This is a genomic window from Nocardioides sp. CCNWLW216, assembly GCF_037120545.1.
Lineage (GTDB): Bacteria > Actinomycetota > Actinomycetes > Propionibacteriales > Nocardioidaceae > Nocardioides > Nocardioides lianchengensis.
The window spans coordinates 167,216-189,093 of sequence record NZ_JBBBBJ010000004.1 but is presented as its reverse complement, the minus strand read 5'-3'; the positions used below and the strand labels follow the sequence as shown (position 1 = coordinate 189,093).

General features: G+C 72.7%; 24 protein-coding genes. 5 read left to right on the top strand and 19 right to left on the bottom strand.

What is annotated here, in order from left to right; all coding sequences use genetic code 11:
* The first annotated feature begins 65 nt into the window (after positions 1-65).
* Complete coding sequence (locus V7S47_RS11090; RefSeq protein WP_336561605.1) at positions 66-377, top strand: DUF4190 domain-containing protein; 312 nt, start codon at positions 66-68, stop codon at positions 375-377.
* A 30-nt stretch (positions 378-407) separates the two neighbouring features.
* On the opposite strand, the gene V7S47_RS11085 is transcribed toward V7S47_RS11090, so the two are convergent.
* From V7S47_RS11085 to V7S47_RS11060, 6 genes are read right to left on the bottom strand one after another with little or no spacing between them, the layout of a single operon-like run.
* On the bottom strand, positions 408-839 hold the full coding sequence (locus V7S47_RS11085) for a DUF2752 domain-containing protein (RefSeq protein WP_336561604.1): 432 nt from the start codon (positions 837-839) through the stop codon (positions 408-410).
* A 7-nt stretch (positions 840-846) separates the two neighbouring features.
* Entirely contained in the window at positions 847-1,047 is a 201-nt protein-coding gene (locus tag V7S47_RS11080) for an HGxxPAAW family protein (RefSeq protein ID WP_090854736.1), read from the bottom strand.
* 44 nt (positions 1,048-1,091) lie between these two features.
* A complete protein-coding gene (locus V7S47_RS11075) occupies positions 1,092-1,715 on the bottom strand; it encodes a Trp biosynthesis-associated membrane protein (RefSeq protein WP_336561603.1) in 624 nt (207 codons plus the stop codon).
* The gene (hisI, locus tag V7S47_RS11070) at positions 1,712-2,047 is read right to left on the bottom strand and encodes a phosphoribosyl-AMP cyclohydrolase (protein WP_090854730.1); all 336 of its coding nucleotides are present in this window, start codon (positions 2,045-2,047) and stop codon (positions 1,712-1,714) included. The genes V7S47_RS11075 and hisI overlap by 4 nt, the downstream gene beginning before the upstream one ends.
* 4 nt (positions 2,048-2,051) lie before the next feature.
* On the bottom strand, positions 2,052-3,851 hold the full coding sequence (locus tag V7S47_RS11065; protein WP_336561602.1) for an ABC transporter ATP-binding protein: 1,800 nt from the start codon (positions 3,849-3,851) through the stop codon (positions 2,052-2,054).
* Entirely contained in the window at positions 3,848-5,644 is a 1,797-nt protein-coding gene (locus tag V7S47_RS11060) for an ABC transporter ATP-binding protein (protein ID WP_336561601.1), read from the bottom strand. The genes V7S47_RS11065 and V7S47_RS11060 overlap by 4 nt, the downstream gene beginning before the upstream one ends.
* A gap of 110 nt (positions 5,645-5,754) precedes the next feature.
* On the opposite strand from V7S47_RS11060, the gene V7S47_RS11055 reads away from it, so the two are divergent.
* Complete coding sequence (locus V7S47_RS11055; RefSeq protein WP_336561600.1) at positions 5,755-6,381, top strand: TIGR03085 family metal-binding protein; 627 nt, start codon at positions 5,755-5,757, stop codon at positions 6,379-6,381.
* 11 nt (positions 6,382-6,392) lie between these two features.
* Here the strand turns inward: V7S47_RS11055 and V7S47_RS11050 are convergent, their stop codons facing one another.
* Complete coding sequence (locus tag V7S47_RS11050; protein WP_090854722.1) at positions 6,393-7,280, bottom strand: hypothetical protein; 888 nt, start codon at positions 7,278-7,280, stop codon at positions 6,393-6,395.
* Positions 7,281-7,524: 244 nt separating this feature from the next.
* Between V7S47_RS11050 and V7S47_RS11045 the strand changes: the two genes are divergently transcribed.
* The gene (locus V7S47_RS11045) at positions 7,525-7,971 is read left to right on the top strand and encodes an SRPBCC family protein (RefSeq protein ID WP_336561599.1); all 447 of its coding nucleotides are present in this window, start codon (positions 7,525-7,527) and stop codon (positions 7,969-7,971) included.
* 7 nt (positions 7,972-7,978) lie between these two features.
* On the opposite strand, the gene V7S47_RS11040 is transcribed toward V7S47_RS11045, so the two are convergent.
* Genes V7S47_RS11040 through hisD form a run of 9 tightly spaced genes read right to left on the bottom strand, consistent with a single transcriptional unit; the run spans position 7,979 to position 14,358 of the window.
* Positions 7,979-8,347 carry a hypothetical protein gene (locus V7S47_RS11040; protein ID WP_090854716.1) on the bottom strand — a complete coding sequence of 123 codons (369 nt, stop codon included), beginning with the start codon at positions 8,345-8,347 and terminating at the stop codon, positions 7,979-7,981.
* Positions 8,344-8,883, bottom strand: coding sequence for an MOSC domain-containing protein (locus V7S47_RS11035; RefSeq protein WP_179714431.1), 540 nt, complete (start codon positions 8,881-8,883; stop codon positions 8,344-8,346). Before V7S47_RS11035 ends, V7S47_RS11040 begins: the two co-directional genes overlap by 4 nt.
* Positions 8,880-9,641 (bottom strand): imidazole glycerol phosphate synthase subunit HisF, encoded by a 762-nt coding sequence (gene hisF / locus V7S47_RS11030; protein WP_090854713.1) that lies wholly within the window; start codon positions 9,639-9,641, stop codon positions 8,880-8,882. The genes V7S47_RS11035 and hisF overlap by 4 nt, the downstream gene beginning before the upstream one ends.
* Positions 9,638-10,372, bottom strand: a complete 735-nt coding sequence (gene priA, locus V7S47_RS11025) for a bifunctional 1-(5-phosphoribosyl)-5-((5-phosphoribosylamino)methylideneamino)imidazole-4-carboxamide isomerase/phosphoribosylanthranilate isomerase PriA (RefSeq protein WP_090854709.1) — start codon at positions 10,370-10,372, stop codon at positions 9,638-9,640. The genes hisF and priA overlap by 4 nt, the downstream gene beginning before the upstream one ends.
* Before the next feature lie 13 nt (positions 10,373-10,385).
* Complete coding sequence (locus tag V7S47_RS11020; protein ID WP_336561598.1) at positions 10,386-10,718, bottom strand: hypothetical protein; 333 nt, start codon at positions 10,716-10,718, stop codon at positions 10,386-10,388.
* A gap of 7 nt (positions 10,719-10,725) precedes the next feature.
* On the bottom strand, positions 10,726-11,364 hold the full coding sequence (gene hisH, locus V7S47_RS11015; RefSeq protein ID WP_336561882.1) for an imidazole glycerol phosphate synthase subunit HisH: 639 nt from the start codon (positions 11,362-11,364) through the stop codon (positions 10,726-10,728).
* On the bottom strand, positions 11,361-11,969 hold the full coding sequence (gene hisB, locus V7S47_RS11010; protein WP_090854699.1) for an imidazoleglycerol-phosphate dehydratase HisB: 609 nt from the start codon (positions 11,967-11,969) through the stop codon (positions 11,361-11,363). The genes hisH and hisB overlap by 4 nt, the downstream gene beginning before the upstream one ends.
* Positions 11,966-13,063, bottom strand: a complete 1,098-nt coding sequence (locus V7S47_RS11005) for a histidinol-phosphate transaminase (protein WP_442945346.1) — start codon at positions 13,061-13,063, stop codon at positions 11,966-11,968. The genes hisB and V7S47_RS11005 overlap by 4 nt, the downstream gene beginning before the upstream one ends.
* Positions 13,054-14,358, bottom strand: a complete 1,305-nt coding sequence (gene hisD, locus V7S47_RS11000; protein ID WP_090854693.1) for a histidinol dehydrogenase — start codon at positions 14,356-14,358, stop codon at positions 13,054-13,056. Before hisD ends, V7S47_RS11005 begins: the two co-directional genes overlap by 10 nt.
* 69 nt (positions 14,359-14,427) lie before the next feature.
* Between hisD and V7S47_RS10995 the strand changes: the two genes are divergently transcribed.
* Both V7S47_RS10995 and ybaK read left to right on the top strand, forming a co-directional pair.
* The gene (locus tag V7S47_RS10995; protein WP_336561596.1) at positions 14,428-15,093 is read left to right on the top strand and encodes an LON peptidase substrate-binding domain-containing protein; all 666 of its coding nucleotides are present in this window, start codon (positions 14,428-14,430) and stop codon (positions 15,091-15,093) included.
* A gap of 133 nt (positions 15,094-15,226) precedes the next feature.
* Positions 15,227-15,721, top strand: a complete 495-nt coding sequence (gene ybaK, locus V7S47_RS10990; RefSeq protein ID WP_336561595.1) for a Cys-tRNA(Pro) deacylase — start codon at positions 15,227-15,229, stop codon at positions 15,719-15,721.
* Positions 15,722-15,728: 7 nt separating this feature from the next.
* Here the strand turns inward: ybaK and V7S47_RS10985 are convergent, their stop codons facing one another.
* The 3 genes from V7S47_RS10985 to dnaE are packed head-to-tail and all read right to left on the bottom strand — an operon-like array spanning position 15,729 to position 21,778.
* Entirely contained in the window at positions 15,729-17,657 is a 1,929-nt protein-coding gene (locus tag V7S47_RS10985) for a DUF3352 domain-containing protein (protein WP_336561594.1), read from the bottom strand.
* Between the two features lie 9 nt (positions 17,658-17,666).
* On the bottom strand, positions 17,667-18,239 hold the full coding sequence (locus V7S47_RS10980) for a hypothetical protein (protein WP_336561593.1): 573 nt from the start codon (positions 18,237-18,239) through the stop codon (positions 17,667-17,669).
* A complete protein-coding gene (gene dnaE, locus V7S47_RS10975) occupies positions 18,224-21,778 on the bottom strand; it encodes a DNA polymerase III subunit alpha (RefSeq protein ID WP_336561592.1) in 3,555 nt (1,184 codons plus the stop codon). Before dnaE ends, V7S47_RS10980 begins: the two co-directional genes overlap by 16 nt.
* Between the last annotated feature and the right edge of the window lie 100 nt (positions 21,779-21,878).

Sequence of the window (21,878 nt, the reverse complement as noted above, 5' to 3'; positions counted from 1 at the left end):
AGGACGGTACGTTCCCCCCAGCCGACCGGGTCCGTGCCGGTCCACTTCGACGAAGGGTCTCCCCCGTGAGCTACTCCGCACCGCCGCCTCCGCCCCCCGAGTACGGCGCCCCACAGCCGTCCTACGGCGGGGCTCCGCAGAACCACCCCCGCGGCACCCTGATCCTCGTGCTCGGCATCCTGAGCCTGGTCTGCTGCGGTCTGTTCACCGGCATCCCGGCCTTCATCATGGGCCGCTCGGCGCTCGCCGAGATCGACGCCAACCCCGTGCCGACCGCCAACCGCGGCCTCATCAAGGCCGGCTACATCTGCGGCATCATCGGCACCGTGCTCTCGATCGTGGGCCTCATCGTCCGCCTCACCCTGATCGGCAACTGAACCGTTCCCCGGCGCCCTGGCCCTGCGGGGTCAGGGCGCCAGCCAGTGCCCGACCGCGAGGTTGCGCAGCACGGTGAAGGCCGCAAGACCGGCCAGCAGGACGAAGACGGCGTGCTGACGACGCTGCCAGTCGACCTGGACCGTCGTGCCGCGCCAGCGTCGTACCGTCCAGAGCGCGAGCGCGGCCACGATGAACGGCAGCGCGACGACGAAGGCCAGGTTGCTCGACGCGGCCGCGACGACGTCGAGGTTCGTCAGGTCGTTGACCGCACGGAGACCGCCGCAGCCGGGACAGGCGAAGCCCAGGGCCGCGGTCGGGCACTGACCCCACGACCCGCTCGCGTGGGGGTCGCGCAGGTGCAGCGCGAGCGTGGCGGCGGCGAGGCCGCCGAGGGTGAGCACCGGCGCGACCATCCGCTGCCGCCGCGTCTGCGGCGGAGGCGGGGCGAGCTGCTGGCTCACCGGTCGCTCAGTGGCTGGTGCCGTGCAGGCCCAGCTTGTCCATGATCACGAAGACGACTCCCGCGGCGACGACCAGGCCGACGCCGACCCAGAAGACCACCCAGCTGGCGGGGTCGAGCATCAGGGCGATGCCGCCGACCAGGAACCCGAGCAGCGCGATCACGACCGCGGTCCAGGCTGCGGGGGTGTTGCCGTGGTTGGCGCTCATCGGTGCTGGCTCCTCGGGGTGGGGCGGGTGTGTCGCGGTGGAGTCTAGTGGTCGTCGTCGCGGTGGCGGTCGGTCGGGTCGTGCCCCTCGTCCAGGGCCTTCCACAGCTCGAGGTTGGACTGCTCCTCGGGCGCGGCGTCCGGACGGCCCTCGACCGCGCCCGCCGCGGGGGCGTCGTACCGCCGGCCCATCTCGGGCCAGTGCGGCACCAGCCGGACGGCGAGCGCCGCGGCCGAGACCGAGACGAGCGAGGTGACGACCGCGACCCAGAACCAGACGGTCCGGCCGACGTCGGGGTCCAGGCCGGACTGCGCGAACGCGTCGCGGATGCCGTCGGCCGCCGGACCCCAGCCGACGAGGCTCGTCACCAGGAGGCCGAGCGCGGCCACCAGCGCGAGCACGGTCACGGCGCGGCGGACCCGACCTCGGGTCACGAGCACGACGCCCCAGCAGGCCAGGACCACCAGCGCGAGGGCGCCGGCGAGCGGAACCTCGCCCGCCGAGTCGGACAGCGAGTAGCCGACCAGGGGCGCCTGACCGGAGACCGCGCCACCGCTGTCCCAGTCGACCCAGGCCTTGCTGCCGGCGACGGCGGCGAGGGCGCCGGCGCCCAGGCCGAGCAGGACCACCGGACCGAAGCTGCGCCGGGCGCGCGAGCGGGTGCTCACAGCAGGCGGTCGGCGTCGAAGCAGGTGCGGTCGCCGGTGTGGCAGGCGGCGCCCTCCTGGTCGACCTTGACCAGCAGCGTGTCGCCGTCGCAGTCGAGCCGGACCTCCTTGACCCACTGGACGTGGCCGGAGGTGTCGCCCTTGACCCAGTACTCGCTGCGCGAGCGGGACCAGTACGTCGCGCGCCCGGTGGTGAGCGTGCGCTGCAGGGCCTCGTCGTCCATCCAGCCGAGCATCAGCACCTCGCCGGTGTCGTGCTGCTGCACGACGGCGGGCACCAGCCCGTCGGCGGTGCGCTTGAGGCGGGCCGCGAGGGCGGCGTCGAGAGACATGCCCTCAGTGTCCCATCTGAGCGGTCCACGAGGCGTGCAGCCCGGCGTACACAGAGTCCGCCTCGGCCGCGAGCACCGAGTGGTGCCCGCGCTGGACGACCCGGCCCCGGTCGACGACCACGACCTCGTCGGCGCTCTCGGCCGTGGAGAGCCGGTGGGCGATGGTGACCGAGGTGCGCCCGGACATCAGCCGCTCGAGAGCCCGGCCGATGCGCATCTCGAGCGCCGGGTCGACCGAGCTGGTCGCCTCGTCGAGGACCAGCAGGTCGGGGTCGGCGAGGTGGGCGCGCAGCAGCGCGACCAGCTGCCGCTCCCCCGCCGAGAGCGACTCGCCGCGCTGGCCCACTCGGGTCTCGAGGCCGCGCGGCAGGCCGGCGAGCCAGTCGCTCAGCCCGAGCTCCTCGGCGCTGGCCAGGATCTCGGCCTCGCTCGCCCCGAGCCGGCCGTAGCGGACGTTCGCGGTCAGGGTGTCGTCGAACAGGAAGCCTTCCTGCGGCACCAGCACGACGCTGCGACGCAGGGAGGCCTGGCCGACCTCGCGGACGTCGATGCCGTCGAGCAGCACCGCACCCTCGGTCGGGTCCATCAGGCGGGTCAGCAGCTTCGCGAAGGTCGACTTGCCGGAGCCGGTCTCGCCGACGATCGCCACCCGGGTGCCGGCGGCGAGGTCGAGGGTGACCTCGCGCAGCACGGGCGGGCCGCCGGGGTAGGCGAAGGTCACGCCCTCGAACCGGACGTCGACCGGGCCGCGTGGCAGCTCGCGGCCCTCCGGGCCGGGGTCGACCAGGTCGGCGGGGGTGTCGAGGATGCCGATCACCCGCCGCCAGCCGGCGATCGCGTTCTGGGCGTCAGTGAGGATCTGGGTGCCCATCTGGACCGGGCCGACGAACAGGGTCACCAGGAAGGCGAAGGCCAGGACCTGGCCGGCCGTGATGTCGTCGGCACCCGGCACGACCCCCTGGCCCAGCCAGATGCCGACGATCAGCACGCCCGCGTTGGCCAGGCCGGCCGAGAGGCCGCCCAGCGAGAACGAGACCGCGGTGAACCCCTGGGCACGGGTGCTGGCCGCCTGATGGATGCCGATCGCCTCGTCGATCCGCCCCTGGGTGCGGGCCTCGACGGCGTACGACTTGACGACGGCGGCGCCCACCACGGGCTCGGAGATCGCCGAGAGCATCAGCCCGACCTGGCGGCGGACCACGCCGTACGCCGCGGAGAGCTTGCGCTGGAAGAACCGCAGCGAGGCGAACAGCGGCAGGAAGCAGACCCAGACGACGATCGTCAGCTGCCAGCTGTAGATCAGCATCACGACGGTCGCGACCAGCACCTGGCCGACGCTGACGATGAGCAGCAGGCCGCCGAAGACGAGGAACTGGCTGACCTGGTCGACGTCGCTGGTCACCCGCGAGACCAGCGCGCCGCGGCGCTCGGTGTTCTGGGTGAGCAGCGGGAGGTCGTGGACGTGGCGGAAGGCCTTGATGCGCAGCGTGGCCAGCCCGCGCTCGGAGGTGGTGAACAGCCGGCTCGTCATGGCGTACGACGCCCAGCTGGTGCCGACGATCGCCAGCGCCGCGAGCACGCCGGTCCAGACGGTGAACGGCACGTCGGGCCCGCCGTCGGCGCCGAGCCCCTTGTCGAGGACCTGCTGGACGGCGACCGGGACGACCACCTGCCCCACGGAGGCCAGCACCGCGAGCAGCAGGGTGACCCTGATGCCCTCGACGAGCTCGGGCGAATAGTGCACCCCGCGGCGCAGCGTGCGCAGCGCGGAGATGCTCTCGCCGGTGTCCATGACCGTGCTCATGCCTGCACCTCCCCGGCCAGCTCGTCGTGCTGCTCGTAGGCGTTGACCAGCCGGGCGTACGACGGGCTGCGCTCCAGCAGCTCGGCGTGCGTGCCTCGGTCGGCGACCCGGCCGTCCTCGAGGTGGACGACCTCGTCGGCCAGCCCGATGGTGGCCTTGCGGTAGGCGACGACGACCAGCGTCGCGTCGGAGTCACCCTCGCGGAGCGCCGCGAGGATGCGGGCCTCGACCTCCGGGTCGACCGCCGACGTGGCGTCGTCGAGGACCAGGAGCCGGGGCCGTCGCACCAGGGCCCGGGCCAGGGAGATGCGCTGGCGCTGACCACCGGACAGGGAGGTGCCGCGCTCGCCGAGCCGCGCGTCCAGTCCGCCGTCGAGGGCGGCGACGAAGCCGTCGGCCTGCGCCGCGCGCAGCGCCGCCCACACCGCCTCGTCGCCCACGTCGGCCCCGAGCGCGACGTTGCCGCGGACGGTGTCGTCGAAGAGGAAGGCCGCCTGCGGCACCACGCTGACCACCCGGGCCAGCTCTCCGGCGGCCAGGTCGCGCACGTCGGTCCCGTCGAGCAGGACCCGGCCCCGGTCGGGGTCGACCAGACGGGTCAGCAGGGTGGTCAGCGTGCTCTTGCCGGAGGCGGTGGCGCCCACGACGGCGACGGTGCGGCCGGGCTCGGCGGAGAAGGTCACGTCGGTCAGCAGCTCGCGGTCGGCCTCGTAGGCGTAGGCGAGGCCGTCGACGTCGAGTCGGGCGCCGCCGGCGGCCACGCCGACGGTGCGGTCGCCGTACGGCATCTCGCCGGTCTCGTCGAGCACCGAGCGCACCCGGCGGTAGCCGACCACGCTGCGCGGCAGCTCGCCGAGCAGCCAGCCGATCGAGCGGATCGGGAACGAGACGATGGTCAGGAGGTAGGCGACGGTGACCACGGCGCCCGCGTCGGTCTGGCCGTTCAGGACCCGCGAGACGCCGACGGCCAGGACGATCAGCACGCCGATGTTGGGCAGCGCGGCCAGGGCCGGGTCGAACGCGGCCCGGATCCGGCCGGCGCGGATGTTGACGTCGCGGAGCTCGCGGGCCTTGGCGGCGAAGCGGTCGGTCTCCTCGCCCTCGCGGCCGAGCGTCTTCACGACCAGGGCCCCGTCGAACGACTCGTGGGCGATCTCGCTGACCTCGGCGCGCAGCTGCTGGGCGCGGGTCATCCAGCCCTGCGCGAGGCGCTGGTAGGCGACGTTGGCCGCCATCACGGCCGGGAAGACCAGCAGCCCGACCAGGGCCAGCACCAGGTCGGCGACGAGCATCTGGACGACGGCGATCACCATCATGGCGACCGTGCCGACGGCCATCGGCAGCGGTGCGATCGGCCCCCAGGCGGCCTCGACGTCGGAGTTGGCGTTCGACAGCAGCTGGCCGGTGGGGTGGCGCTGGTGCCACTCCATCGGGAGGGCGAGGTACTGCCGCGTGACCGCGCGGCGGGTGTGGGCCTGCATGCGGTACTGCATGATCCCCGCGCCCAGGCGTCGCGCGACGATGCCGACGGCGCGCAGGATCGCGACGCCGACGAACAGCGCGAGCACGGACAGCAGCATGTCGCCGCCGATCTCGCCGGTCTCGAACGCCGGCAGCACGACGTGGTCGGTCGACCAGCCGAGCACCCAGGCGTCGGCGACGGTCAGCGCGCCGAAGAGCAGGCTGCCGATCGTGGAGACCGTGAAGATCCACGGCTCCCGCTTGATGGCGACGAGGAGTACGGCGAACCCGGCGCCCGTCGACCCGCGCCCACTCGTCCGTTCGTCCGTCACCTGCGCCTGCACCCCGTCCTTCGCCCCGCCGCAACCCCGCGGGCCCGCCAATGTATTCCCGGCCGCCGACAGCGACCCAATCCCAGGACCTGCTCCCTAGGCTCGGAGGCATGAACCTCGCACGCCGCGAACGACTCGCGCTCTGCGACCTCGCACAGGAGGTCGGGCGCTCCGCCGGCACGCGGTGCGGCGTCTGGGACGCGGGCGACCTGGTGGCCCACCTGCTGGTGCGCGAGCGCAGCCCGCTCGGCGCGCTCGGCATCGCCGTCGGACCGCTCTCCGGGCTCGCCGACCGGGCGATGGCCCGCCTGCAGGAGCAGCCGTACGACGTGCTGGTCGAGCGGCTCCGCTCCCCCGGGCTCACGCCGTACGCCCTGCCTCCGGTGGAGGTGCTCGCCAACACGCTGGAGTACCTCGTCCATCACGAGGACCTGCTCCGCGGGCAGCCGGACTGGGCACCGCGCTCGCTCGCGGCGGCCGACCTGGACCTGGTCTGGCGGTTGGTGGGCGTGTCCGGCCGGATGCTGGTGCGACCCGCGGACGTGCCGGTGCGGGTGGTCCGCTCCGACACCGGCGCGAGCACCACGCTGCGGCGGGGCGCCGACCCGGTCGTGGTGACCGGGCCGGTGGTCGAGGTGACGCTGTTCCTCTTCGGCCGCGCCGCCGTACGCGACGTCGTCCTCGACGGCCCGGACGACCGGGTCGACGCGCTGCGGTCGGCCAGCCTCGGGATCTAGCGCCCGCGGATCTAGCGGTAGGCCCGTCGGGCTCCGGTGAAGGCCCCCACCGGATCCGGTCCGACCACGGTGCCCCAGACCACGGTGTCGACCCGGTCGCCGAGCAGGTCGAGGACCGCCGGAGCCTCCCGTCTCCGGCTGGCCGCGACTAGGCGGGCGGCGATGCTGCTGGCCGCCTCCACGTGGTCGGCCTCGTCGGCCCGCGAGGCCTCCAGGTAGCCCAACGCCGGTGGCAGCGCCTCGGTCAGCATCTCCTCGGCCACGTCGGTCCGCTCGCGGCGCAGCTGGCTGAGGGCGGCGTACGCCGGCAGCAGCACCAGGCGGCTCTGCGGCGCGATCTCGGCCGACGTCACGGCGAAGTCCCAGGACTCCTCCAGGCTGCCGAACCAGCGCGACGACAGCAGCTCGACCGCGGTGGAGCGCCAGGCGAAGCCGGCGGGCGCGGCCGTTGCCGCCTGCGTGATGACGTCGTGGATACGCAGCGGGCCGGCCTCGCTGGCGTGCGCGAGCTCCAGCGCGGTCGACCACGTGGTGGGGTCCTCGGGCGCGCGGCTGATCGCGGCCTCGACCACGAGGGACGCGTCCTGGAGCCGCTCCTCCGCACCCTCGGCGGCCCGGGCGATCCGCAGCGCCGTGACCGCGCGGGCGACCAGGGCGTCCGGGTCGCCCGGCGCCCAGCCGGCCCAGGTCTCGATCCAGCCCGTCCCCCGGTCGGCCCGGGCGGCCCGGGCGACCAGCTGGTGCCGGTGGTGCCAGCGGCCCTCCTGGCGCAGCACGCTCAGCCTCTCGGCGAGGCCGTGGGCGTCGCCCTCGTGCGCGGCGCTGATCAGGGGCAGGTCGGCGGCGAGGTGCGGGTCGACCTGGACGGGGGTGTCGGGTCGGCGGGAGAAGAGCGGCACAGCAGAGGAGGGTACGGCGCCGCTCCTGAGGCAGGTGCCTCAGTCTGGTCTGTCGGGTCGCGGCCTGCGGGCTGCTCCCTGCGGCCCACGACCGGAGGGATGACGCGGGCGGTCGGGAGTAGGAGCCACCTGGCCCCCACTCACTACCTCCTGTCCGGCACCGACGTACTGACCACTGCCTCTGACGACTCCTCACCCGCACCCACCCCGCCGGAGCGCGAGGACGATTGCCTAGGCTCCCGCCATGCGCACCGACGTGGCCGTGACCCAGGAGCGCCTGATCCCGGCCGGTCAGGCCGCGGTGTGGAGCGTCATCGCCGACCCCGCGATGCACGACCGGCTGGACGCCCGCGTCCGCCTGGAGTCGAGGTCCGGGGATGACGGGGAGGTCGGGTCGGGGTACGTGCTGGCGATCCGGGCCGCGCCGCTGGTCAAGGTGCGGCTGACGTACGACGTCGTCGAGGCCGAGCCCGGGTCCCGCCTGGTCGCCCACGTGACCCGCAAGGGAGTCCGGTACGGCGAGCAGCACGCCGAGCTCACCAGCGGGCCGGACGGCACGCTGCTGCGCTGGACCGTGGTCGTGTCGGTGGGTCCGGTGACAGCACGGATCGCGGAGCAGTCCGTCGCGCAGCAGCTCACCCCATGGCTGGACGCCGTGGCGCGCGAGGCGCAGGCGGTCGGACCGGCCTGAGCACGACTCAGCCGCGCCGGCGGTCGCGCACCAACGCGGCCGTGTTGAGCGCGGCGTAGCCGAGGGTCACGGCCAGCACCTTCGCGCGCACCTTGTTGTCGGGCGCACGCGAGCCGAGCACCACGGCGTCGGCGAGATCGCCGACGATCCGCAGTCCCATCGCTACCTGGACCGCCTTCGGCGACGGCCCCAGCAGGCCGAGACCGCCGATGACGACGTCACGGACGCCGTACGCCTTCGCGATCTTGTCGTACGTCGGCTGCTCGAAGGCGTCGGACTCCATCGCCCGGCCGAGGTGCTCGGGCCTGACCAGCGAGAACACCGCGTAGCCCAGCGTCAACGCCGAGACGCCGCGGCTCAGCACCTGGCCGCTCACAGGTCGTCCTTCGGCTCGGAGTCCAGCTCGGTGACACTGGGGTCGGAGTAGTGCGGGGTGCCGTGCTCCTCGGCCTCGTCCATCTGCTCGCTCTCGGGCTGCTGCTCAGTCATGAGCACCCGGTACCCGTCGCCGACCCGGACGACGCCACCCGAAAGAGCACGGAGGACCGAGCCACCTCGCCGGCGCAGCGCCGCGGCGCCGCCCGGCCCGAGGGAGTCGTCCATGATCCGGCACGGCGCCGCCACCCGGACCACCTCGAGCAGCACGTCGCCCAGTCGGACCCGGGCGCCCGGCGCGGTCGGCACCGGCCCGTCGACCGTGACGTTGCGACGGGTGGCGGTCACCAGGAAGCCGCGACCGAGCTCGCGCTGCGCGGCGACCAGATCCTCCAGCGACTGCACGGTGACGTGCCGGTGCCGGGTGCCGTGCCAGCGGTCGCCGACGATGCCGGCGCCGGCCACGACCTGGATCGCGTCGACCTCGTGCATCGGCGCGTGCCGCTCGGGCGCGACCGCGAGGGCGAGCACCCTCACCGGACCGGGTGGCCCGCCCCGGCCAGCGCGGCCTTCACGTCGCCGATCCGCAGGGTGCCGAAGTGGAAGACCGTGGCGGCCAGCACCGCGTCGGCCCCGGCCTCGACGGCCGGCGCGAAGTGCTCGGTGGCCCCGGCGCCGCCGGAGGCGATGACCGGGATCGTGACCTCCCGTCGTACGGCGCGCAGCAGGTCGAGGTCGAAGCCGTCCTGGGTGCCGTCGGCGTCCATCGCGTTGAGCAGGATCTCCCCCGCCCCCAGCTCGGCCGCCCGGACGGCCCAGGCGATCGCGTCCAGGCCGGCCGACTGCCGGCCGCCGTGGGTGGTGACCTCGAAGCCCGAGTCGGTGCCGGCGGCCCGGCGCGCGTCGACCGAGAGCACCAGGACCTGGTTGCCGAACCGGTCGGCCACCTCGGCGATCAGCTCGGGACGGCGGATGGCGGCGGTGTTCATCGCCACCTTGTCGGCCCCGGCGCGCAGGAGCCGGTCGACGTCCTCGACCGAGGACACGCCCCCGCCCACGGTCAGCGGGATGAACACCTGCTCCGCCGTCGCCGAGACGATCTCCATCGTCGTGGCCCGGCCCTCGTGCGAGGCGGAGATGTCGAGGAAGGTCAGCTCGTCGGCGCCCTCCGCGTCGTACACCTTGGCCAGCTCGACGGGGTCGCCGGCGTCGCGCAGCTGCTCGAAGTTGATGCCCTTGACCACCCGGCCGCCGTCGACGTCCAGGCACGGGATGACGCGTACGGCGAGGCTCACGCCCGGGTGCCCTTCGTGAGCGCCAGCGCGTCCTCGAGGGTGAATCGACCCTCGTAGAGCGCGGTGCCGGCGATCGCGCCCTCGACGCCGGCCGGCACCAGCCCCATCAGCGCCTCGATGTCGGCCAGCGTGGTCACCCCGCCGGACGCGATGACCGGGGCATCGGTGACCGCACACACGTCCTGCAGCAGCTGCAGGTTCGGGCCGGCGAGCATCCCGTCCTTGTTGACGTCGGTGACGACGTAGCGGGCGCAGCCCTCGGCGTCGAGGCGGGCCAGCGTCTCGTAGAGGTCGCCGCCCTCCTTCGTCCAGCCGCGGGCCGCAAGGGTGGTGCCGCGGACGTCGAGGCCGATGGCGATCCGGTCCCCGTGCTCGGCGATGATCCGCGCGCACCACTCGGGCTGCTCCAGCGCGGCGGTGCCGATGTTGACCCGCCGGCAGCCGGTGGCCAGCGCGGCCTCCAGCGACTCGTCGTCTCGGATGCCGCCGCTCATCTCGACCTGGATGTCGAGGGCGCCGACGATCTCGGCCTGCAGCTCGCGGTTGGTGCCACGACCGAACGCCGCGTCCAGGTCGACCAGGTGCAGCCACTCCGCGCCGGCGTCCTGCCAGCGGCGGGCGGCGGCCACGGGATCGCCGTACACGCGCTCGGAGCCGGCGACGCCCTGGGCGAGCTGGACGGCCCGGCCCTCGGTGATGTCGACGGCGGGGAGGAGCTGAAGGTAGGACATGGAGGGATTCCTTCTAGGTACGGCGGCGGAACAGCATCGTGTACAGGACGGGGGCGGCCAGCGGGGTGATCGCCAGGGCCAGCGCGCGCTCGGCCCAGCCGGTGGAGAACGCAACGACCAGCACGTTGGCGAGGAGGAGCAGCAGCCCGGTCGCCCAGACCTGCTTGCGGCGGCGCTCGGCGAGCACCCCGCCGGCCCGGGTACGACGGCGCGGCAGCCGCGAGGTCACCACCCGCAACCGGGCCTCCCGCCGCTCGCGTCGCTCGGCCTCGGCGGCCCGGGCGGCCGCGACGACGGCCGCCTCGCGCTCGCGCTCGGCGCGGCGGAGCTGGCGCTCCTTGCTCACGGCCGGCTCACAGCGACTGGACCCAGTTGCGCAGCAGCGCGGCGCCGGCGTCGCCGGACTTCTCCGGGTGGAACTGGGTCGCCGAGAGCGGCCCGTTCTCGACGGCCGCCACGAACCGGTCGCCGCCGTGCTCGGCCCAGGTGACCAGCGGGGCCTTGGTCCGGTCGTTGGTGACCAGCGTCCAGTCGCGGACGCCGTACGAGTGCACGAAGTAGAAGCGCTCGTCCTCGACCCCGGCGAACAGCGTGGTGCCGGGCTGGGTCTCGACGGTGTTCCAGCCCATGTGCGGGACGACCGGCGCCTGCAGCCGCTCGACGACCCCGGGCCACTCGTCGCACCCCTCGGTCTCGACGCCGTGCTCGACGCCGCGGGCGAAGAGCACCTGCATGCCCACGCAGATCCCCAGCACCGGGCGCCCGCCGGCCAGCCGGCGGCCGATCAGCCGGTCGCCCCTGACCTCGCGCAGGCCGGCCATGCAGGCGGCGTACGCCCCGACGCCCGGCACCAGCAGGCCGTCGGCCTCCAGGCAGGTGTCGAAGTCCGACGTCAGCTCGACCTGCGCCCCGGCGCGCTCGACCGCCCGGACCGCGGACCGGAGGTTGCCGGAGCCGTAGTCGAGGACGGCGACCCGGGGCTGGGCGCTCAGAGCGCGCCCTTGGTCGAGGGGATGCCGGTCTCGCGCGGGTCGAACGCGACCGCGTCGCGGAAGGCCCGGGCGAACGCCTTGAACTGGGTCTCCACGATGTGGTGCGGCTCGCGGCCGGCCAGCACCCGCACGTGCAGCGCGAAGTGGGCGTGGAAGGCGATCGACTCGAAGACGTGCTGCGTCAGCGACCCCAGGTACGCCGGCGTCGACCCGCCGAGCTGGACGTACTGCTGCCCCTCCGGCTCGCCGGTGTGCACGCAGTAGGGCCGGCCGGAGACGTCGACGACCGCCTGCACCAGCGCCTCGTCGAGCGGGACGGTGGCGTCGCCGAAGCGGCGGATGCCCTTCTTGTCCCCCAGCGCCTGGCGCAGGGCCTGGCCGAGGGCGATCGCGGTGTCCTCGGTCGTGTGGTGGGCGTCGATCCAGTGGTCGCCCTCGGACTGCACCGTCAGGTCGACCAGGCTGTGCCGCGCGAACGCGGTGAGCATGTGGTCGTAGAAGCCGATGCCGGTGGAGATGTCGTGCCGGCCGGAGCCGTCGAGGTCGACCTCGACGAGCACCTTCGACTCGCTGGTCTGCCGCTCGATGCGTGCGGTCCTGCTCATGGCTTCTCCTCCGTGACCTCGGTCAAGGCCTGCTTGAACGTCTTCATCTCGTCGGCCGTGCCGATCGACACCCGCAGCCAGCCCTCGGGGCCGACCTCGCGGATCAGCACCCCCCGGTCGAGCAGGCCCTGCCACACAGCATGGCGGTCGGGGAACGTCCCGAACAACGCGAAGTTGGCGTCGCTGTCGGCGACCTGGTGGCCCTGGGCGCGCAGCCAGGCGACGGTGTCGTCCCGCTCGGCCCGCAGCTCGTCGACCTTCCCGAGCAGCTCCGGCGCGTGCCGCAGCGCCGCCAGCGCGGTCGCCTGGGTGACGGCGCTCAGGTGGTAGGGCAGCCGGACGACGCGGATCGCGTCGCAGATCGCGGGGTCCGCGGCCAGGTAGCCGAGCCGCAGGCCGGCGGCCGCGAACGCCTTGCTCATGGTCCGGGTGACGACCAGGTTCCGATAGGTCGGCAGCAGCTCCAGCGCGCTCGGCACGCCGGTGCGGCGGAACTCGCCGTACGCCTCGTCGACGACGACGAGGCCTTCCCCGGCAGCCTCGCACAGCGCGCCGACCGCCTCGGGCGGCAGCGCGGTGCCGGTCGGGTTGTTCGGGCTCGGCAGCAGCACCACCGCCGGCCGCTTCTCCCGGACCAGCCTGGCGGCCGCGGCGAGGTCGATCGAGAAGTCGTCCTCGCGCCGTCCCTGGACCCACTCGGTGACCGAGTCGCGGGCGTACTCGGGATACATCGAGTACGTCGGCGCGAAGCTCATCGCGCTGCGACCCGGCCCGCCGAAGGCCTGCAGCAGCTGCAGCATCACCTCGTTGGAGCCGTTGGCCGCCCACACCTGCTCCGCGGCGATGCCGTGCGGCGTGTCCCGCGAGAGGTACGACGCCAGCGCGTCGCGGAGCTCAACGAACTCGCGGTCGGGGTAGCGGTTCAGCGTCGTCGCGGCGTGCGCGACCGCCGTCGCGATGTCGGCCACGCAGGTCGGCGACGGGCCGTAGGGGTTCTCGTTGACGTTGAGCTGGACGGGCACGTCCAGCTGGGGGGCGCCGTACGGCTCGAGGCCGCGCAGCTCCTCCCGGAGAGGCGGGAAGTTCACTCGAATCTCACCCTCACGGCCTGGCCGTGGCCGGGCAGGTCCTCGGCCTCGGCGAGGGTCACGACGTGGTCGGCGACCTCCGCCAGGGCCTGCGACGAGTAGTCGACGACGTGCATCGACCGGGTGAAGGCCCGCACCGACAGCCCGCTGCTGTGGCAGGCGCAGCCGGCCGTGGGCAGCACGTGATTGGAGCCGGCGCAGTAGTCCCCGAGGCTCACCGGGGCGTGCGGGCCGACGAAGATCGCGCCGGCGTTGCGGACCCGGGCCGCCCAGGCGGCGGCGTCGGCGGTCTGGATCTCGAGGTGCTCGGCGGCGTAGGCGTCGACCACGGCCAGGCCCTGCTCCAGGTCGTCGACCAGGACGACCGCGGACTGCGGACCGGTCAGCGCGGTGCGGATCCGCTCGGTGTGGCGGGTCGCGAAGACCTGCTTGTCGAGCTCGACCAGCACCTCGTCGGCCAGCTGCTCGCTGGGCGTGACCAGCACGCTGGCGGCCATCGGGTCGTGCTCGGCCTGGCTGACCAGGTCGGCCGCGACGAACGAGGCCTCCGCGGTCTCGTCGGCCAGGATCGCGATCTCGGTCGGGCCGGCCTCCGAGTCGATGCCGACGACGCCGCGGACCAGCCGCTTGGCGGCGGCGACGTAGACGTTGCCGGGGCCCGTGACCAGGTCGACCGGGGCGCACGAGCCGGCGCCGTGGGCGAACATGGCGATCGCCTGGGCACCGCCGACGGCGTACACCTCGTCGACGCCGAGCAGCGCGCACGCGGCCATGATCGTGGGGTGGACGGAGCCGCCGAAGTCCTTCTGCGGCGGGCTGGCGAGCGCGATCGAGCCGACCCCGGCGACCTGGGCGGGAACGGCGTTCATCAGCACGCTGGAGACCAGCGGGGCCAGCCCGCCCGGCACGTAGAGGCCGACGCGGCCGATCGGCACCTTGCGGTGGGTCACCCGCGCCCCGGGACCGAGGTCGGTGGTGACGTCGTGCTCCAGCTCGGCGGCGCTGGTGATCCGCAGCCGGCGCACCGACTCCTCCAGGCCGGCCCGGATGGCGGGGTCGAGCTCGTCGAGAGCGCGGCGCAGCGCCTCCGGCGCGACCCGGACGTCGTCGAGCGCGACGCCGTCGAACTGCTCGCCGTACTCGCGGATCGCGTCGAGCCCGCGGGTGCGGACAGCCTCGATGATCGGGCCGACCGCATGCGTCGCGGCCTCGACGTCGAGCTCCGCACGCGGCACAGCCGCGCGGTAGTCGACGGGCGCGCCACCGGTGGCGGCGGCCCTGAGGTCGATCCGGCGCATCATGGGACCGATTCTACGAGCGCCGCGCCCACCCTCCCGAAACGACGACGAGGGCTGGACTACGTTGCAGGGGTGACGGAGACGCTGCCGATGTTCCCGCTGAACGCGGTGCTGTTCCCCGGTGTCAGCGTGCCGCTGCACGTCTTCGAGGACCGCTACCGCGCGTTGGTGCACCACCTGCTGCGGGTCGACGACCCCACCGAGCGGATCTTCGGCTCCGTGGGCATCCGCGAGGGCTACGAGGTCGGGGACCACGGGGCGCAGTCGCTCTACCGCGTCGGCTGCAAGGTGCTGCTCACCGAGGTCGAGGCGCAGGCCGACGGCTCGTTCGACGTGGTCGCGGTCGGCCTGGACCGAATCGAGCTGGAGCGGCTCGACACCAGCGGTCCCTTCCCGGTCGGGCACGTCGTCGACCGGCCCGAGGTGCCCAGCCCGGTGGGCGAGCCGGTGCTCGAGGCAGCGCGGGCCACCTTCTCCGCGTACCGGGCCGCGCTGGCCAGCATCCGGGCCGACCCCTACTCGGGCTCGCTCCCCCGCGACCCGTCGTACCTCTCCTGGACGCTGGCGGCGGTCGCTCCGCTGCCGATGCCCGAGCGGCAGTCGCTGCTGGAGGCCGAGGACGCCGGGGAGCGGCTGATCCTGGTCACCGACCTGCTCCGGTCGGAGCTGCGGGCGATGAACGTCATCCCGTCCCTCCCCGCGACCGAGGTCGCCCGGACCCGCTGGAGTCCGAACTGAGCGAGCAGCGGGCACGCGTGGGACGAGCGTGGACGCGTCGTGAGCGAAGATCGAGCGAGCTCTCCGGCAGAGCACGCGAAGCCAGACGGGGACGTCGAGATCGACCGTGGTCCCGCGAACGACGAGGAGACCAGTGGCCAAGAAGCAGAAGCCGGCCGGCGGCACGCCCGCGACCGTCGCCCTGACCGCGGCCGGGATCGAGTACACGCTCCACCCCTATGAGCACGACCCGCGGGCGGAGTCGTACGGCCTGGAGGCGGCCGAGGTGCTGGGGCTCGACCCGGCCCGGGTGTTCAAGACCCTGATGGCCAGCGTCGACGGCCGGCTCGCGGTCGCCGTCGTCCCGGTCTCCGGCCAGCTCGACCTGAAGGCGTTGGCCAAGGCCCTGGGCGCCAGCCGGGCGTCGATGGCCGACAAGGCCGCCGCCGAGCGCGCGACCGGGTACGTCGTCGGCGGGATCTCCCCCGTCGGCCAGAAGCGCCCGCACCCGACCGTGGTCGACGCGACCGCCCTGGGCCATCCGACGATCTACGTCTCGGCGGGCCGGCGCGGCCTCGACCTGGAGATCGCCCCGGCCGACCTGGTCGCGGTCACCGGGGCGACCACGGCCGAGGTCGGCCGGAGCTGATCCCTGCTCAGTCCGTGCTGAGCCGCAGCTCGACGTGGGAGATCCCGTCGTCCTCCCACGAGCTGATCCCGAGGGCGGCCAGCGGGTCCAGGTTGGCGAGGACCTCCTCGTCGGCCCCCATCTCGTCGCCGAGCTGCTCGTTCAGCAGGTCGGTGAGCGCGCCGAGGTCGAGGTAGAGGACCGCCGCCGCGTCGTCCTCGCCGATGACCGACTCGAAGCGCTCCGAATCGCCCAGGTCGCCGTCCCCGGCCACCTTCTCCCGGTACGACGAGCTCGGGCCGACGACGATCACGCCGTCGCCGCTCGAGGACTCGATGACCTGCGCGGCCTCGCCCATCTGGGGGCGCACCTTGTCGAGCACCTTCTCGATCTCGTCGGGGTCGCCGAGCACCTTGACCGCGATCGGGAGGTCGGAGGGGTCACCGGACTCGAAGAGCGCCTCGAGGTCGACGTCGCGGCCCACCGCCAGGGCGGTGGAGTCGCCCAGCAGGGTCTCGGCGTCCTCGGGCAGGGTGAGCCCGGTCGCCTCCTCGGCCTGCTGGAGCAGCTCCTCGACGTCCTCGCCGAGCGAGGGCGCCACGGTGGTGAGGATCTCGGTGAACCAGCCCTGCTGCAGTCCGAACCCGACGGCGGCCAGGGTGTCGGCCGGCAGGGAGCCGACCGCCTCGCCACCACCGTCCCCGTAGAGCTTCTCGGCGTCGGGCCCGGGGTCCGCGGCCACCTCCAGCGCCAGGGCGCCTCCGTCGAAGCGGATCGTCGCTGCGGCGCCCTGGAAGTCCTTCAGCACCGTGGTCAGCTCGTCGGTGACCTCGTCGGGGACCTGGCTGGGCAGCTCCTCGGTCATGCCCTCGAGGTCCTCGGAGCCCGTCGACGGGTCGGACGTCGGGTCCTCGAGACCTGCGAAGTACTCGTCGATCTCCTCCGGGGTCATCGTGGAGAAGTCGGGGATCTCCGAGGGGTCGGGGACCTCCGGGGCCTCGGCCGGTCCGGGCGCCTCGTCCATCCCGGGTACGTCGGCGAACGCTGCGCTGCCCGGCAGGGCGGCGAGGCCGAGCAGGCCCTCGAGGTTCTCGGCGATGAAGGCACCGGCCGCCGGGGCGGCGTACATCGTCACGATGCCGGGGTCGCCCGCAGCCTCGGTCCACTTCTGGTAGGTCTCGTCGTCGGCGAGCGAGCCGTCCGCGGTCGCGTCGACGACCGTCTCGGCGATCTTCGGGGTCTCGGCGACCACGACCCACGAGTCGTCGACCACCTCGATCCCCGGCTTCTCCGACTCTCCGCCGCCGCAGGCGAAGAGCTCGTCCAGCCCGTCCTGCGCAGCGTCGGCGTCGGTCACCTGGAGGACGAAGACCGGCGACGGCTGCTCCTCGCCCGCCTCGACCGCCGCGACCGCACCGCGGTCCCCGAGCCAGGGCTCGAGGTCGCCGTACTTCAGGTCGCAGGGGGCGTCGGCCAGGACCAGGTCGACCAGCACCTTCTTGACGTCGATGTCCCCCAGGTCGCCGCTGAGGTCCAGCTCGTCGTCGATCGCCGGGAACTTCTTCAGGGTGCGCAGCGCGTCGAGCTTCTGCTCCCCGCTCGGGTCCAGGTCGACGCTGACGTAGCCGATGGTGTCGGCGGGCAGGGCCTCGGCCGGCTGGGATCCGGTCGAGAGGTACCACCAGGCCCCGAAGGCGGCGCCACCGACCGCTCCCAGGCCCACCACCGCCCCGGCGAGCAGGAAGAACTTCTTGCGACCGCCGCCGGAGGAGCGCGGCCGACGCTCGGGCGGGATCGGCCCGCCACCGCCGTACTCGAGGGTCTCGGCGCCGGGCGGTGGGCCGGTGGGCGGACCACTGGGCGGGCCACCGGCCGGCGGACCGCTGGGCGGCGGACCAGCGGGCGGTGGGGGCGGCGGAGGGCTGGAGGGCGGCGGGCCGGGAGGAAGGCTGGACACGGCCGGAGCCTATCCCGGTGGGGGCGGGGCCAATCGTGGTTCGGCGGGTCGGTGACCGGGAGTCGCGAGGAAGACCACGAGGACGGCGCCCAGGGCACCGAGAGGCAGCGCGACGTAGGGACTGACGCCGGTGAGGACCAGGTCGCCCGAGAGCTTGGTGCCGTCCTCGGCGGTCTTGGCCAGAACGTCGGGGTCAGCCGGGCCCAGCGCCGAGCCGACGAGCGCCATCAGCCAGGCCGCCAGCGCGGAGCCCACCGCGACCGCGGCCAGGGTCACCACCTCGGCCCGGGCCAGGAGGAACGCGCACACGACGCCACCGAGGACGCCCGCGGCCAGCGCGACCAGCACGTAGATCGCGACCGCGTCGAACTCGGCCGCCTGGCCCGGCATGTAGGGATCGGGGTACCAGGTGTGGTCCGAGACCACCCCCGGTGGTGCGTCCCAGATCCGGAACCAGAGCCATCCCGCGCCGAGGCCCGACGCCGCGAACAGGGCCACGACGGCCACCGCCTGTCCCGCCGGCACCCAGCGACCCGAGCGCGTCGGGCGGACCTGGTGGGTCGCGCTCAGCTGGTCAGACAACCGGGCCCCAGCAGCTGCTTGAGATCGGCGAAGAGCGCCGAGCTCGGGGTGACGCGGTTCTCCAGGGACATGACCAGAGTCTTATCTCGGTTGAGCAAACGCAGCCGCACCTCGGTGGTCCCGCGGTGCGTCCCGAGGACGTCCTTGAGCTGGGCCACCACCGGCGGCGTGCACCGGGTCTGGGGCAGGCTGATGACCACCGGACCGCTCGGCCCGTCGGTGATGTCAGGGGCGCTGACCTCCTGGCCGTGGATCTCCGGCTGGTCCTTGCTCTTGGACAGCCGGCCCTTGACCGTGAGGATCGCGTCCTCGACCAGGTAGGTGCTGGCCAGCTGGTAGGAGCTGGGGAACAGCAGCACGTCGATCGCGCCGTCGAGGTCCTCCAGGGTGATCATCGCCCAGGCGTCGCCCCGCTTGGTGATCTTGCGCTGCACCGAGGTGACCAGGCCGCTGATGGTGATCGGGGAGCCGTCCTGGCGGTCCTCGTCGAGCATCAGCTGGCCGATGGAGCAGTCGGAGGTGTTGGCGAGGACGTGCTCGAGGCCGAGGAGCGGGTGGTCGGAGACGTAGAGACCGAGCATGTCCCGCTCGTGGCCGAGCAGGGTCATCTTGTCCCACTCGTCGATGTCGGGGATGGTCACCGAGATACCGAAGCCGCCGCCGGCGGACTCGTCGAGGCCGCCGAACAGCGAGTCCTGGCCGATGGCCTCGTTGCGCTTGATGTCGACGTACTGGTCGACCGCGGTCTCGTGGATCGCCACCAGCGCCCGGCGTACGTGCTTCATCTCGTCGAACGCCCCGGCCTTGATCAGCGACTCGATGACCCGCTTGTTGCAGACCAGCGCCGGGACCTTCTCCATGAAGTCGTTGAAGTCGGCGTAGCGCCCCTTCTCCTCGCGACCGGCCACGATGCCGTCGACGACGTTCGCGCCGACGTTGCGCACGGCGGTCAGGCCGAAGCGGATGTCGGTGCCGACCGGGGTGAAGTTCGAGGACGACTCGTTGACGTCGGGCGGGAGCACCTGGATCTTCATCCGGCGGCACTCGTTGAGGTAGATGGCCGACTTGTCCTTGTCGTCCTTGACCGAGGTCAGCAGGGCGGCCATGTACTCGGCCGGGTAGTTGGCCTTCAGGTAGGCGGTCCAGTAGGAGACCAGGCCGTACGCCGCGGAGTGCGCCTTGTTGAAGGCGTAGTCGGAGAACGGCAGCAGGATGTCCCACAGCGTCTTGACCGCCGCCGCCGAGTAGCCGCGCTCCTGCATGCCGGCGGAGAAGCCGGCGAACTGCTTGTCCAGTTCCTCCTTCTTCTTCTTGCCCATCGCGCGCCGCAGGATGTCGGCCTGACCCAGGCTGTAGCCCGCGAGCTTCTGGGCGATGGCCATGACCTGCTCCTGGTAGACGATCAGACCGTAGGTCTCACCCAGGATGTCCTCGAGCGGCTCGGCCAGCTCGGGGTGGATCGCCTCGACCGGCTCGCGGCCGGTCTTGCGGCGGGCGTACTTGTTGTGGGAGTCGGCGCCCATCGGACCGGGTCGGTAGAGCGCGCCGACGGCCGAGATGTCCTCGAACTCGTCGGGACGCATGCTGCGCAGCAGCGCCCGCATCGGGCCACCGTCGAGCTGGAACACGCCCAGGGTGTCCCCGCGCTGGAGCAGGCCGTAGGTCGCCTCGTCGGTGAGCGGCAGGTCCTCCAGCACGACGTCGATGTCGCGGTTCATCTTGATGTTCTTGACCGCGTCGTCGAGCACGGTGAGGTTGCGCAGCCCGAGGAAGTCCATCTTGATCAGGCCGAGGCCCTCACAGGTGGGGTAGTCGAACTGGGTGATCATCGCGCCGTCGGCGGGCCGCTTCAGCAGCGGGATCACGTCGACCAGCGGCTCGCTGGACATGATCACGCCGGCGGCGTGCACACCCCACTGACGCTTCAGGCCCTCGATGCCGATCGCGGTGTCGACGACCTTGCGGACGTCGGCGTCGCTGTCGTAGAGCTGGCGGAACTCGCCGCCCTCGCCGTAGCGCTTGTGGCTGGCGTCGAAGATGTCGTTGAGCGGGACGTCCTTGCCCATCACCGCGGCGGGCATCGCCTTGGTGATCCGGTCGCCCATCGCGAACGGGTAGCCGAGGATCCGGCTGGAGTCCTTGACGGCCTGCTTGGCCTTGATGGTGCCGTAGGTGACGATGTAGGAGACCCGGTCGTCGCCGTACTTCTCGGTGACGTACTTGATGACCTCGCCGCGCCGACGCTCGTCGAAGTCGATGTCGAAGTCGGGCATCGAGACGCGGTCGGGGTTGAGGAACCGCTCGAAGATCAGGCCGTGCTCGAGCGGGTCGAGGTCGGTGATCCGCATGGCGTAGGCGACCATCGAGCCCGCGCCGGAGCCACGGCCCGGGCCGACGCGGATGCCGTTGTCCTTGGCCCAGTTGATGAAGTCGGCGACGACCAGGAAGTAGCCCGGGAAGCCCATCTGGGTGATGACGCCGATCTCGAAGTCGGCCTGCTTGCGCACCTTGTCGGGGATTCCCGTCGGGTAGCGGAAGCGCAGGCCCTTCTCGACCTCCTTGACCAGCCAGGAGTCCTCGTTCTCCCCCGGCGGGCAGGGGAACCGCGGCATGTAGGTGCCGTTGCCCTCGGTGAACTCGACGTTGCACCGCTCGGCGATCAGGAGCGTGTTGTCGCAGGCCTCGCGCAGGTCGTACTTGTCGACCCACAGCGCCCGCATCTCCTCGGCGCTCTTGATGTAGTAGCCGTCGCCGGAGAAGGCGAAGCGCTGACCCGGGCCGTCGCCGGCCGGGATGTCCATCGTCGAGCCGGAGTTGATGCAGAGCAGGTGCTCCTGCGACTTCGCGTCCTCGCGGTTGACGTAGTGGGAGTCGTTGGTGGCCAGCAGCGGGATCTGCAGGTCCTTGGCGAGGCGGAGCAGCCCGTCGCGGACCCGGTTCTCGATGTCGAGGCCGTGATCCATCAGCTCCAGGAAGTAGTTCTCCTTGCCGAGGATGTCCTGGAAGTCGCCGGCCGCCTTGCGCGCCGCGTCGTACTGGCCGTAGCGCAGGTGGACCTGGACCTCGCCGGAGGGGCAGCCGGTGGTGCCGATGATGCCCTTGCCGTGCTGGGACAGCAGGTCGCGGTCCATCCGCGGGTGCTTGAAGAAGCCGTCTCGCCAGGCCCCGGTCGAGAGCCGGAAGAGGTTGTGCATGCCCTCAGTGGTCTCCGAGAGCAGCGTCATATGGGTGTAGGCGCCGCGCGCCGAGACGTCGTCGGAGCCGCCGTCGTAGAAGTTGACGCCCTTCTTCTCGAAGCGCGAGATGTTGGGCGCGAAGTAGGCCTCGATGCCGATGATCGGCTTGACCCCGGCCTTCTTGGCCTTGGAGTAGAACTCGTAGGCGCCGAACACGTTGCCGTGGTCGGTCATGGCGATGGCAGGCATCCCCAGCTCGGCCGCACGCTCGGCCATCGGGCCCAGCCGGGCCGCACCGTCGAGCATCGAGTACTCGGTGTGCACGTGGAGGTGGACGAACGAGTCCTTGGATCCGGCCGACATCGTCGCAGTGCGCTCCTCAGGTGGTGCGTGGGCAGGCAGCATCAGCAGCCGGAGGCGTCGGCAATCGATCCTGGGGGAAGGACGTCAGCCTACGCGACCG